The following is a 12734-nucleotide window of genomic DNA, read 5'->3' on the forward strand; positions in this document are numbered from 1 at the left end:
TTTAAAAAGCAGTCGCCTTCGGCTTGCCGTTAAACGATTTTTCCGCGAGCCGTCCTGCTCCGAACCAATCCAAAGTGGCGCTGTCCAGCTAGCGCTTGGCGGCTGATGAAATCTCCGAGGCTCCTCAGAACGAGCCGAAGGCGGTGCCGAGGGCGAGGACGGTCAGCGTGCCGAACAGCGGGCAGATGACGCTGACGACGCCGACGTCGAGATAGCCTTGGCGATGCGTGACGCCGCAGATCAGCAGCAACGTGATCACGGCCCCGTTGTGCGGCAGGCTGTCGAGACCACCACAGGACATCGAAGCCACGCGGTGCAGCAGTTCGGGATCGATTCCCGCGGCCAATCCTCGCTGGTAATAGGTCTCGCCGAGCGTCTGCAGGGCGATGCTCAATCCGCCCGAAGCCGAGCCGGTCATCGCCGCTAGCGAATTGACCGCGATCGCTTCGGAGATCAGCGGATTGCCGGGGGCGATGCCCGTCACGATCTCTTTGAGCAGCGTGAATCCGGCCAAGGCTTTGATCGTGTTGCCGTACCCATACTCCGAAGCCGTGTTGAACATCGGCAGCAGCGAGGAAGCGGCCCCGCCGGCGAGCGAACGCTTGAGCTTCTCGGCCGAGCGAAAGTGCAAGACGATCGTGAGCAGCACGGCCGAGAGCATCGAGAGGATGGTCGCCCACGCCCCGAGAACTCTCCCCAACTCGGTCGCACCGAACTGCTCGTCGGCCAAATAACTCGTATCCCAGTGGGGGATCACGTGCCGGGCGAAGACAAAGTTCAAGGCGATCGCTGCGAAAATCGGGAGTAGCGCCGTTACCAGCGATGGCAACTGCGAATCGCCGACGGAGCTGCCGGTCACGAGGGCTTCATCCTGGGACTCCTCGTCCTCCGAAGCAGGCTTGTCGCTGGGCAACAGCGGCCCGAAGCCCTCGCCGCGCTCACGAGCCTGGGCCACGCGGACGTTCAGCCAGAGCATCCCGAGCACAAACATCACCAGCCCACCGATCATCCCCAACCCCGGTGCCGCAAACGCCGTGGTACGAAAAAAGGGCATCGGAATCTGATTCTGAATCTGCACCGTCCCTGGCAGAGACGTCATGGTGTAAGTGAAAGCCCCGAGCGCGATCGCGGCGGGAATCAAGCGGCGGGGCAAGTCGGCTCTGCGAAAGAGCGAACGGGCAAGCGGAAACACGGCGAACACGACCACAAACAACGAAACGCCGCCATAGGTCAAGATGCTGCAACTGAGCACGATCGCCAGCACCGAACGGTCGAGCCCCAGGACGCTGACGACTGCGTCCGCAATCTTGGCCGCGGCCCCCGAGTCCTCCATTAGCTTCCCGAACATTGCTCCCAGCAGGAACAACGGAAAGAAGTCTTTGACGAACTGACCGACGCTGGCCATAAAGATCTGGGTGTAGCTGGCCAGCAGCGGGAGATTTCCGTCGAGCAGCACGGCCAGCAGGGCGCAGAGCGGCGCGAGGACGAGGACGCTCACGTCGCGATACGCCAGATAGATTAACAGCAGCAACGACAGAACGATTCCAGCGATTCCCATCGGTTCCACTCCGAGTGCGCCCAGCCCCCAACGTACGTCAGCTTTCCAGTCTGACCGGCCCCGTCCGTCAGGCTTTCCAGCCTGACCGGCGGCGGGAAGCCAGCCAGGAAAGGCTGAAGTACAGGGCAGGTTGACGTACGGAAAGGCTGACGTACGGAAAGGCTGACGTACGGGGCAGGCTGACGCAACTGGTCCGATCCTTGCACACTCGCCTGATGCCACTCCTTGGTGGAACCTGGGCCTCCTTTGGAAGCCCGTCGAGCCCTCGCCCCCTGTCGAACCATGGCCGAACATCCCCTCGCCCGCCCGCCTCAGCCGCTCGCCCCCCTGCACCACGAGGAACACGAATCGTCCGCCGTGGAAGGGGTCAGCCCGGATGGAGAAGCGCCCACCGATCCGGCCGCCAAAGCGCTCACTCGCGGTTGCCTGATGATGTGGCTGATCGTCGGGGTGGTCGGCGGCACTGCTTCGCTGATCTACTGGTTTTTCTTCACCTGAGCCCGCTAGCACTCACCTCGGGGGCGATCCCACCGGCGATGGATGCCCGCCGGTTTGGGCAACCCATCGCCATTCCGCTCCAGCCGCCACGGCATCGCCTCGCTGCCGAGATTCCAGAGCGACTGTCGCTGCTGGCGTTCGACCCATCCCCAGGCGTAGTGGCGGCAGAAATCTTTCAGGATCACGCGGTCATCTCGATCGGGGAACATCGCCAGGGTCGCGTACCACGGCTCTCTCGCCGGACGCGTGGTCTGCGTCGCCGGCTCGGTCGCCGCATCCAGGCTCCAGCGGAGGGCCTCGAAGTAGCGGGCCATATCGGGCCACAGCCGGTCGGCCGATTCGCTGCTCTCGGCGACGGCGATCGTCAACAACGGGAGACTGGTTCGCTCCTTGATCAACAGACAGAGGCAGCCGGCGCGGGTCTGCACGACTTCAGCCCGGTACCCCACGACCGGCATGGGGTGACATCCGGGCTCATACATGCGTTTGAGCAACCGGAGCACGTCATCCGAAGCGTCGCCACGAAACTCCATTTGCGTGCGGCCCGTATTCATGTCGTAGTGAATCACCTTCGCACCTAATCAGTCGACGTCCGCAAAATCGATTTGGATCTGAACCACATCGTCACGACGTTTAAAAAAAGCATCGATGACCGTGGGATCGAACTGCGTGCCTCGGCCTTCGCGGAGAATCTCAAAACATTTCTCCAGAGGATAGGCAGGCTTATACGGACGCTTCACACTCAGCGCATCAAACACATCCGCGACGGCGACGATGCGGCCTTCGATGGGAATATCCTCTCCGGCGAGCCCTACGGGATATCCCGATCCATCCCAGCACTCGTGGTGCGTTAACGCCACCCGCTTGGCAACGCTTAGAAACGGCGATTCGCTGACGCTCATGATGGTGGCGCCCAGCTCGGCATGCGCGCGAGCGGTAGTCGCGTCGCGATACAATTCTCGCACCACGCTCCCATCGATAATTTTCTTCCCGAACCCACAATGTTTCTGAATGATGGCGTACTCTTCGGGAGTTAACTTCCCGGGCTTGAGCAGCACGTTGTCGGGAATCCCAATCTTGCCAATGTCATGGAGCTGTGCCGCCGATTCGAGCAAATCCAATTGCTCAGGTTCCATTCCCAACTCTTCCCCAATGACTCGGGCGTAGCGACCGACCCGCAGGATGTGATGGCCAGTATCGTCATCCCGGACCTCGGCGGCGCGTGCGAGGCAGAGAACGAGCTCGCGACGTGCGGCGTGGAGTTCCGAGTTCCGCGTGCGCACTGCGTCTTCGAGCTGCTGGAAGTGTTCACTCAAGCGGTCCTGCGAAATTTTGGCAGCCAGAACATTGCGGGTTCGGGCGATCAGCTCCGCCTCATGCAGAGGTTTCGACAGCAGATCGGTGGCGCCGCAGCGGAGCAGCTCCAACTTGCTCTCGCTGGTATAGTCCCCGACGAGAGCGACGACGGGCGTCGCCGCCAGCCCGGGATGAGCTCGAATTCCTTGCAGCGTCTCCACGCCAATTCGCTCTGACAAGCGGACATCGAGCATGATCAAATCGGGGTGGACCTCCACCGCCATCGGAAGCACCTCCGCGGCTGAGTTCGCCGCGTGAAACCTCCGAAACCCATCCATCTGCAGGTAGGCCTTGATCATCAGAATCACGCGTGGATCTTGGTCGGAGATCAAGATTCCAGCGTCGCGAATTTCCTGCAGAACGTGCGGCACTGAGGCCGTTGCCGGCGGCCGGGTGGCGGCGTCTATCGGTGGCGGGGGTGGTTCAAGAGGGTGCAACACCGAGCCTTCAACCTAATATCGAGTATTGGATCTTGAGCATCAGACCGTGACCAGCGAGCAGCCGCGTCCAACAGTGCTGACTCACCGCTGGTCATCAAACCTGGTAACCCAGTAAATCTGTAAACATGCCGCGCTAGATCGCGTTCGCTTTCACCGCGAACGCAACGGGATTACAGATCAGTAAAAGGCATCGAATCATGCGACGCATCTGAAATATGGGTCACGATGGAAGGGGGGGCAAATCGGAATTTTCCGAAATTTTCCTTTCCCCCCGGCTGTTCGCTCCTCCCGCACCGGTTTTGGCCCGGTCAGGGCAGGGCGTCCCACCTCGGCTAGCTGGCCGACTATACTCGACGCGACCAACGCGGCACGGGACGAATCGAAGGGGGGGAGCGATGTGGAACACACCCGAAGGCGATCGCCGGCTGACCGGCGCGGAAGCGAACCTGGTCCGGCTCGCATTAGCGATCATGGTCGATCAGTTGAGCGACAACCTTCGCTGTGGAGCGGGCGAGGATGAGCTCTGGGATTCGGGGGTCACGATGTACGACGAGTTGACCCCCAACCAGCAGTTGACCGTGATCCGCCAGGTCGCCGAGCATCTCCTGCACGACACGCCCGACACGCTGGAGCTGACGGCCGTCAATGAAGCGGCAGCCTACGCGATCTTCGCCACCGTGCTGAGCCAGATCGAGATCGAAGTCGACATGGCCCGCGATCCGCTGGCCGATGCTTTGGATATCAAGCCGGACTTGGGGTTTGGACGGGATTGGCGGACGTACTGGCGGCGACACACGCTCGCCTCGCTGCGGGAAACGCTCGCTTCAGCCGATGCCGACCTGGACACTGACGACGGCGATTCTCCGCTGGTGCTTCCGGAGGCCGAGTGCGAGGACCTCGGCGTCTGGAGCGAGTGGATCGAGCGGCTGGCGGATCGGATTCTATGGGACCGCGACTTTGAGATGAGCGAGAGCTTTCTCGATACGGATCCCGCCAAAGCGACGCTCATGAAGCAGGTGCTGGGAATTCCCCGCGATTACTACACGGCGATCGCCGAGGAGCCGGGGGCCGATGAAACCGAAGCCCTCCTCGAGTCGCTGCGCAAACTCACCGAACACGAAGCGGATTTCTGACTGCCTGAGAGGGAGGATCGTTCCTATGCGCCTTCGTCCGACTCTAATCGCTCTGCTCCTCGGGCTTGCTACGGGTTGGCCCTCGTTTAGTCGGCCCCATACCGGATGCATGGCCCGCGGCGAGGAGTTTCCTCAGCCGATCAACACCGAGCAATCGACGGCGGAGCCGATGTCGGCCGAGGAAACCGTCCGCACTGCAACTTTGCCCGAAGGGTTCGAGCTGACGGTGTTCGCTGCCGAACCGGACGTGCAGAACCCGATCGCAATCACGACCGACCATCGAGGGCGGCTGTGGGTGGCCGAGAACTACACCTGGGCCGGGAGCTTGTTGGGGAACTATCGGACCGATTTGAGCGATCGGATCGTAATCCTCGAGGACCGCGACGGCGACGGTCGCCACGACCACCGCACGGTCTTCTGGGACCAGGCCAAGAAGCTGACTAGCATCGAAGTCGGCTTCGGCGGCGTGTGGGCGATCGCCTTGCCCAATCTGATTTTCATTCCCGATGCGGACGGCGACGATGTTCCCGACGGACCTCCTGTGGTGGTCCTCGACGGGCTCGACGAACAAGCGGTCGGGCACACCCCGGCCAACGGCTTAAGTTGGGGCCCCGACGGCTGGCTCTACGCTCGGCATGGCATTCTCGCCACCAGCAGCATCGGCAAACCGGGCGCGGCTCCGTCGCAGCGGGTCCGCATCAACACCGGCATTTGGCGCTACCATCCGACGCGGCAGACGGTCGAAGCGGTCATGCATGGGATGACGAATTCCTGGGGCTCGGATTACAACTCGCACGGCGAGATGTTTTGCATCAACACCGTGATTGGGCATCTCTGGCACGTCGTCCCCGGGGCGCACACCGAGCGGATGTTCGGAGTCGACATCAACCCGCACGCTTACCAATTGATCGAGCAGGTCGCCGATCACGTGCACTGGGATACCGGTGAGGTTTGGCATCAAGTCCGCGACGGAGTCAGCGACACGACGCTCGCCGCGGGCGGGGGGCACGCCCACGTCGGGCTGATGATCTACCAGGGCGATAATTGGCCTGACTCTTATCGCAATCGCGCCTACACGCTGAACCTGCATGGGCGGCGGATCAATTGCGATACGCTGGAGCGTCAGGGCACCGGTTTTGTCGCTAAACATGCGCCCGACTTGGCCGTGTTTGCCGACCCCTTTTTCCGGGGCATGGATCTGATCACCGGGGCGGACGGCGGCGTGTTGATCGCCGACTGGAGCGACACCGGAGAATGCCACGACCACGATGGCGTCCATCGCACGAGCGGCCGAATCTATAAACTGAGCTACGGCAAGCCGACTCCCGCGGTGGGCTTTGATCTCTCGAAAGCGAGCGACCAGGAGCTAGTCGAAGCCCAAACGGTTCCGAACGCGTGGTGGTCGCGCCAGGCGCGGCGGATTCTGCACGAGCGGGCCGCCGCGGGCGACGCTCCCTCGCTGGAAGCGGCTCGCGAGTCGCTGAGACAGATCCTGCAGAGTGCTGCTTCGCCGGAGATTCAACTGCGTGCCGCCTGGGCGCTGCATCTCACCGGCGGCTGCGATCCGCAGGTCCTGTTGGGTTCTTCCGATGAGTTCCTCCGCGCTTGGGGTGTGCGGCTGATCGCTGAGGGTGGCTCGGCGAATGACTCGGCCCCCGATTCGGCGGCGGTTCTGCTCGCCGTTGCCGAGCGGGACTCGAGCGGACCGGTCGCTCTGCATCTGGCTTCCAGTTTGCAACGGCTGCCGATCGCGGAGCGCTGGGCCCTGGCCGCCGCGCTCGCCCAACAGGAAGCCTTTGCCGACGACCGGATGTTCCCGATCCTGCTGTGGCTGGGGATCGAACCGGCGGTAGCAGGAGATCCAGCCCGAGCGATCGCGTTGGCCAGCGCTTCGCAGCTCCCGCTGCTGACCCAAAACATCGCCCGCCGGCTGACGCTGGAGATCGATCGCAATCCCCGGGGCCTCGAACAATTGCTAGCGGCAGCCAACTCGGCCGAGACAGTGCATCCCGAGGAGATCCTCGTCGGCATGGCCCTCGCTCTTCGTGGCTGGCGGACCGCTCCGCAGCCCAAGAACTGGACGACTACGGCCGAACGATTTACCACGCGCGGGCCGGCGGAACTGCAGCCCTATTTGCAGCAATTGAGCGTCGTGTTTGGCGACGGCCGAGCGATCGACGAACTTCGTGGGTTGGTCATCGACGCGACGGCCGACCCCGCCGCCCGCCGGCAGGCCCTCGCAGCGATCCTGACCGGCCGCCCTAGCGATTTTGCGGGCGTGCTGCAGTCGCTGCTCGGGGACCGAGCGGTGATGCTCGAGGCCCTGCGGGGGCTGGCCCTGTACGACGATCCGGCGACGCCCGCTCGGGCGCTCGGGGCGGTGGGTGTCTACGACCCGGAGGCGCGTGCCGAGTTGGTCAATCTGCTCGCCTCCCGCCCCGCCTACGCCCGCTCGTTGCTCGAGGCGGTTCGCGAGGGAAAGCTCGCAGCCCGCGAAATCTCCGCCTTCCATGCCCAGCAGATTCGGGGCTTTGGTGACTCGGCGCTGACCGAAGCATTGAGCGAAGTCTGGGGTGCGGTCCGCGCGACCGCGAGTGAAAAGCGGCACCAGATCGAGTCGCTCAAGGAAGAACTCTCCGCGGAACGACTGGCTGCCGCGGACCTGTCGCAGGGCCGAGCGCTGTTCAATCGCACATGCTCCGCCTGCCACGTGCTCTATGGCGAAGGGCACCACATCGGTCCCGACCTGACGGGATCGAACCGCAAAAATCTCGACTATCTGCTCGAGAACATCATCGACCCCAGCGCCAGCGTCGGAGCGGATTTCCGCACCACGTTGTTCGTGCTCCGCGACGGCCGGATCCTCAACGGTGTGGTTCGCCAGCAAACCGAGCGGACGATCACGATTCAAACGTCGGATCCAGAACCGACGACCGTCGAGCGGAGCGAGATCGAAGCGTCCAAAGCGACCCCCACGTCGCTGATGCCCGACGGCCTCCTGCAGAATCTGACCGCCGAGCAAATCCGCGATCTCGTCGCCTATCTCGGCTCGTCCCAGCAGGTCCCGCTGCCCGAGTGAGGGACGGTCTGGAGGGGCTGGGCGCGGTATGCGGTTTGCCGCTGTTGGCGCGGTAGCAATGGCGGGGGCGGTGTGTGCCCCGGGCCTCCTCTCAACCCGTACCCAAGGTGGAACCTGCAATGAGAACGCTCAGACTTTGCCAATTCGCAGCGGCTCCTTTCCTGATGCTGTGGATGGCGGTGCCCGTGCTCGGTGCACCGCTCGATCACAAGCACCTCCCACAGGACGCCAAGTGGGTGCTGCATGTGGATCTCGAAGCGATCACACAGACCGATCTTGTTGCCCAGGTGAGACAGAATCGTCCGGCCATCGCCAACCAAGTTCGCCAGTGGATCCAGGACCGCTATGGCATCGACCCGCGCGAGGACCTGCACTCGCTGACCGCCTTCAGCGACACCTACCAAGCCAATACAGGGGTGATGATTCTGAAGGCCAACTACGACCAGAACAAAGTCGCCTCGGAGCTGCAGAATCAGCCGAACGTTCAGACCATGAACTGGCAGAACTACACGCTGTACATGGTCGAGCGGGAAGGCCTGCTCGAGCGACGCGGCAATCGCAACCAGTCGGCTAACCAGTCGGCTAACCAGTCGGCTAACCAGTCGGCTAACCAGCCGCGCGAGGGGCAGGCGGGCAAAGACAAAACCATGACAATCGCTTTGGTCGACGGCGAGACGGTCGTGTTTGCGTCGTCGCCCGAGCGGGCGCAGATGGCGATCCAGTTGCTCCAAGGCGAAGCGCCGAGCTTGAGTGCCGATTCGAAGCTGGTTGCCGGAATGCCGAAGGAGGCGATTGCCTATGGCGCGGCGATTGAGCTCGCCTCGATTGAGCAGCGCGACGGTTTCTTCCCCGTGCTCCGCCAGCACGAACACATCGTGTGGTACTTCGGCGTCGACAATGGCGAGGCCTTTGACAGCCTCAAACTGGTCGCCAACTCCGAGGAAGTCGCCAAGCAGATGAAGACGGCCCTCGAAGGGGCGGTGGCGTTCGGCAAAGTCTGGTCGGCCGACAGCCCCAACCTCACCCGGTTGGCCGAAGGGACCAAGATCACGATCGATGGGAAGACGGTCGAGCGCAACTGGCGCGGTGACAGCCAAACGTTGCTCGCAGGTTTTGGGGAACTGGCTTCGCGGCTCCAGCAGCGGGTCGAAGCGGTTCGCCCATAAGCGGTCCCCGCAAAAGCTCTGTCACGCACCCCTCTCCCGCAGCTGCGCGAGAGGGTTTTTTTATGAGTTCACCGAACACCTCCCCTAGCACCGCTGCAACCCCATCCGCCGTTATAACCAGCCCGGCGGATTCCAGCTGGCGGAAAGTTACCACGGCCAAATCGCTGCGACCCGGCCGATTGCGGCCTAGGCTCTGTCAGAACGCTTAGCGGTTTCGGCCTATTGAGCCGCAGGCGCTAGCCTCGGGCCCGGCCTATTGAGCCGCAGGCGCTAGCCTCGGGCCCGGCCTATTGAGCCGCAGGCGCTAGCCTCGGGCCCTCGTCGGCCCTGGGATTCCTGCTGCAGAACCCGCGGCTAGCGCCGTCGGCTCAAGGTTTTCTGGCAGCGTCTAGTGTTTGGCGAATTCCGATATCTTGTGTGAGCAGGATCAGCGGTGTGACTCCTCCGTACGTCATGATCAGCGCGGCAGCACTCCGCGTCGGGCAGCCGCTCGGCGTGGATTTGTACCTCCACGATCTCTCAACCAACCAGCTCGGGCTGTACAAACAGGCCGACTACGCGCTCCATGCGAGCGACCTGGAACAGCTGCGCGTCGAAGGAAAGCGCCACCTGTACATCCATCGCGAGGCGCAGGATCGGTACCACGAGTATCTCCGGCTGCTCGTCTCCGACGACTCGGGAGACACGCCGCTCGCGGCTCGAGTCGGGGCGATGGATGAAGTCGTCCGCGAGACGCTTCGCGAGTGTTTTGCCTCGGATGACCCGAACCGAATTGTCAACACCGCCGGCACCCTTGCCCAGATGGTCCTACGGGTATTGGACGGGAGCGACTTCACCACCGCTGAACTGCTTCAAGTGGTGCAACACGACTACAGCACCTTTACTCAGTCGGCCAACGTCGCCTACTTCGCCACCCTGCTAGCCAAGGCGCTGGGCCTACCCTCGGCCGATCTTGGACCGATCATCGCCGGGGCTCTGCTGCACGATATCGGCCAGCAGGAGATCAGCGATGCAATTCTCTGCAAGCCCGGGCGGCTCGACGATTATGAGCTCCACCTGGTCCGTCAGCATCCGCTCAACGGCTTCCGAAAATTGTGCCGCCACGATGCGCTGCTCGACGGCCAATTGATGATGGTATATCAGCACCATGAAAAGATCGACGGCAGCGGGTACCCGGTGGGCTGCGTGGGTGATGAGATTCATCCCTGGGCTCGGCTGTGTGCAGTCGTCGATACCTTTGCGGCGTTGATCAGCATTCGGCCTTACCGCGGTCCGCGGACCCATGAGCGGGCGCTGCAGATCATGGAATTCGATTGTGGACTGGCTTTCGAACCGGAGATGTTCCAGTGCTGGAAAAAGATTATCGAAGATTGTTCGCGAGCCTGAGAGAATCGGTTGACTGGCAGTTTGAATTGCCGGCGACGATGAATGATTTCTTCGACAGGCAGGGACACTCTGCTGCCACCGGACTCAACGTGCGCCGCAGCCCGCGGATCCGCACGCGTCACAAAGCCGTGATGCACTTCTCCGATCCGTTGCCAGCGTTTCCACGCCCAGCGATGCCGGTGGCGATCTACACCAATGATCTGTCGCGAACTGGATTCGGTTGCATCTGTCGCGAGCAGCTGTATCCCGGCGAGCGGGTGCATATCCTGCTGCCCAACTGCTGGCTGGAGGCGACCATCGCACGCGGCCGCCGACTCGGACCCGAATGTTTCGAAGCCGGCGCGCTTCTCAGCGCCGCTCACCTGCTCGAGAACCCCGGTTTTCGACTTCCGCCCTGGGCGGCGTCCCGCGCGGTGTAGTCGTCGAGCAACCGGCGGGTTGCAGCAGGCGGTCTGTGAAGAGTGCGTGAAGACCTTGCATCGCTGACGCAATCTGGGACGATTTAACTCGGTTAACTCGTCCGCACTGGAGATTTGTCGGTGAAAAGCTGCAAGTGGATCGTCTCGGCGCTAACAATCCTGGGAGCAACCTTGGGCCTCAACGGAGAAGCCTCGGGACAAGCGATCGTGGCTCACCGGGGAGCCTCCCACGATGCGCCAGAAAATACGATGGCCGCGTTCGAACTCGCCTGGGAACAGGGAGCCGATGGGATCGAAGGTGACTTTCACCTGACGAGCGACGGGCACATCGTCTGCATCCACGACGCCGATACCGAACGCGTCAGCGGGGTCAAGCGAGTCGTCGCCAAGACGCCGCTCAAGACGCTCCGCGAGATGGAAGTCGGCCGTTGGAAAGGCCCCGAATGGGAGGGAGAACCGATCCCCACCTTTGCCGAAGTCCTCTCCTCGATCCCCGAAGGCAAGCAGTTCTTCATCGAGCTGAAGACCGGGCCGGAGATCGTCGAACCGCTGGTTGAACAGCTGCGAGGCTTCAAGGGGGACCGCAACCAGCTGACGATCATTTGCTTCAAAGAGGACACGATCCGCCGCTGCAGCGAATTGCTGCCCGACATCAAGGCGCACTGGTTAACCAGCTTCAAACGCGAGAACGGCGGCCCCGATTGGCGTCCGCAGCCGCAAAAGATTGCCGGCACGATCGAAGCGAACGGAGCGGAAGGGGTGGGGATGCAGGGCCGACGCGAAGTGCTCGTTCCCGCCTTCTTTGCCGAGCTGCGGAAGGCGGGAGCTCGCGAATTTCACGTCTGGACGATCGACGATCCAGAGGATGCTCGGTTCTTCCAAGCGCAGGGAGCCTATGGCATTACGACCAACCGTCCGGCCCTGATCCGCGAGTCCCTGCAAAGCGGATCGTAAGGTTTCTGACCCGGAATCTCTGTGCGCACCGGGCCGGGGGAAACAACCACGAATCACACGAATTACACGAATGGTGGCCACGGAAGGACACGAAAAAACACGGAAAGGAAAGGGACCGCCGATAGCACGGAGAACGCGGATAAAAGGGGAAGCGGAAAGCCAATAATCGGTGTTAGCCGTGGTTCAGCTCCCCACCTTTCCTTCGTGCTCTTCGTGTCCTTCGTGGTTTCCCCTATCGGGCGGCGATCCGCGGGCATCAGCTCACGTAGTTAGATTCCGTTAGAGTCAGGAAATCTCAGATCGGAAATCCCCTAGTTCTAACGGAATCTCTGTGCGCACGGGGCCGGGGAAACAACCACGAATCACACGGATCACACGAATGGTGGCCACGGAAGGACACGAAAAAACACGGAACGGAATGGGACCGCGGATAGCACGGAGAACGCGGATAAAAGGGGAAGCGGAAAGCCAATAATCGGTGTTAGCCTTGGTTCAGCTCTCCACCTTTCCCTCGTGCTCTTCGTGTCCTTCGTGGTTTCCCCCATCGGGCGGCGATCCGCGGGCATCAGCTCGCGTAGATAGATTCCGTTAGAGTCAGGAAATCTCAGATCTGAAATCCCCTAGTTCTAACGAAATTTCTGTGCGCACCGGGCGGGGAAACAACCACGAATCACACGAATCACACGAATGGTGGCCACGGAAGGACGCGAAAAAACACGGAAAGGAAAGGGACCGCCGATAGCAC

Annotated in this window: 10 protein-coding genes; 7 read left to right on the forward strand and 3 right to left on the reverse strand. The window is 62.2% G+C overall.

The features are described from left to right. Window positions 1-124 precede the first annotated feature (124 nt). Window positions 125-1558 carry a GntP family permease gene (locus GNK13_RS04525; RefSeq protein ID WP_164101259.1) on the reverse strand — a complete coding sequence of 478 codons (1434 nt, stop codon included), beginning with the start codon at window positions 1556-1558 and terminating at the stop codon, window positions 125-127. 282 nt (window positions 1559-1840) lie between these two features. On the opposite strand from GNK13_RS04525, the gene GNK13_RS04530 reads away from it, so the two are divergent. Continuing rightward, a complete protein-coding gene (locus tag GNK13_RS04530; RefSeq protein WP_164101260.1) occupies window positions 1841-2056 on the forward strand; it encodes a hypothetical protein in 216 nt (71 codons plus the stop codon). Between the two features lie 5 nt (window positions 2057-2061). Here the strand turns inward: GNK13_RS04530 and GNK13_RS04535 are convergent, their stop codons facing one another. Together GNK13_RS04535 and GNK13_RS04540 are read right to left on the reverse strand one after the other, a co-directional pair. Continuing rightward, the gene (locus GNK13_RS04535) at window positions 2062-2610 is read right to left on the reverse strand and encodes a hypothetical protein (RefSeq protein ID WP_203328922.1); all 549 of its coding nucleotides are present in this window, start codon (window positions 2608-2610) and stop codon (window positions 2062-2064) included. Window positions 2611-2637: 27 nt separating this feature from the next. After that, a complete protein-coding gene (locus GNK13_RS04540; protein WP_164101262.1) occupies window positions 2638-3783 on the reverse strand; it encodes an HD-GYP domain-containing protein in 1146 nt (381 codons plus the stop codon). Window positions 3784-4247: 464 nt separating this feature from the next. Between GNK13_RS04540 and GNK13_RS04545 the strand changes: the two genes are divergently transcribed. The 6 genes from GNK13_RS04545 to GNK13_RS04570 all read left to right on the forward strand — a co-directional run bounded on the left by GNK13_RS04545 (window position 4248) and on the right by GNK13_RS04570 (window position 11989). After that, complete coding sequence (locus GNK13_RS04545) at window positions 4248-4985, forward strand: hypothetical protein (RefSeq protein ID WP_164101263.1); 738 nt, start codon at window positions 4248-4250, stop codon at window positions 4983-4985. Window positions 4986-5094: 109 nt separating this feature from the next. Next, window positions 5095-8064, forward strand: a complete 2970-nt coding sequence (locus tag GNK13_RS04550; RefSeq protein WP_164101264.1) for a PVC-type heme-binding CxxCH protein — start codon at window positions 5095-5097, stop codon at window positions 8062-8064. A gap of 119 nt (window positions 8065-8183) precedes the next feature. Then, a complete protein-coding gene (locus GNK13_RS04555) occupies window positions 8184-9230 on the forward strand; it encodes a hypothetical protein (protein ID WP_164101265.1) in 1047 nt (348 codons plus the stop codon). Between the two features lie 435 nt (window positions 9231-9665). After that, the gene (locus GNK13_RS04560; protein WP_164101266.1) at window positions 9666-10616 is read left to right on the forward strand and encodes an HD-GYP domain-containing protein; all 951 of its coding nucleotides are present in this window, start codon (window positions 9666-9668) and stop codon (window positions 10614-10616) included. 38 nt (window positions 10617-10654) lie between these two features. Beyond that, window positions 10655-11035 (forward strand): hypothetical protein, encoded by a 381-nt coding sequence (locus GNK13_RS04565; protein WP_164101267.1) that lies wholly within the window; start codon window positions 10655-10657, stop codon window positions 11033-11035. Window positions 11036-11155: 120 nt separating this feature from the next. Beyond that, the gene (locus GNK13_RS04570) at window positions 11156-11989 is read left to right on the forward strand and encodes a glycerophosphodiester phosphodiesterase (RefSeq protein ID WP_235934774.1); all 834 of its coding nucleotides are present in this window, start codon (window positions 11156-11158) and stop codon (window positions 11987-11989) included. Window positions 11990-12734: the final 745 nt, after the last annotated feature.

Source organism: Candidatus Laterigemmans baculatus (assembly GCF_010367455.1).
Taxonomy (GTDB): Bacteria; Planctomycetota; Planctomycetia; order Pirellulales; family Pirellulaceae; genus Laterigemmans; species Laterigemmans baculatus.

Excerpts from the sequence above, each read along its gene's own strand:
- GNK13_RS04525 (WP_164101259.1), bottom strand. The coding sequence starts at position 1,558 with ATGGGAATCGCTGGAATCGTTCTGTCGTTGCTGCTGTTAATCTATCTG.
- GNK13_RS04530 (WP_164101260.1), top strand. The coding sequence starts at position 1,841 with ATGGCCGAACATCCCCTCGCCCGCCCGCCTCAGCCGCTCGCCCCCCTG.
- GNK13_RS04555 (WP_164101265.1), top strand. The coding sequence starts at position 8,184 with ATGAGAACGCTCAGACTTTGCCAATTCGCAGCGGCTCCTTTCCTGATG.
- GNK13_RS04565 (WP_164101267.1), top strand. The coding sequence starts at position 10,655 with ATGAATGATTTCTTCGACAGGCAGGGACACTCTGCTGCCACCGGACTC.
- GNK13_RS04550 (WP_164101264.1), top strand. The coding sequence starts at position 5,095 with ATGGCCCGCGGCGAGGAGTTTCCTCAGCCGATCAACACCGAGCAATCG.
- GNK13_RS04535 (WP_203328922.1), bottom strand. The coding sequence starts at position 2,610 with ATGAATACGGGCCGCACGCAAATGGAGTTTCGTGGCGACGCTTCGGAT.
- GNK13_RS04545 (WP_164101263.1), top strand. The coding sequence starts at position 4,248 with ATGTGGAACACACCCGAAGGCGATCGCCGGCTGACCGGCGCGGAAGCG.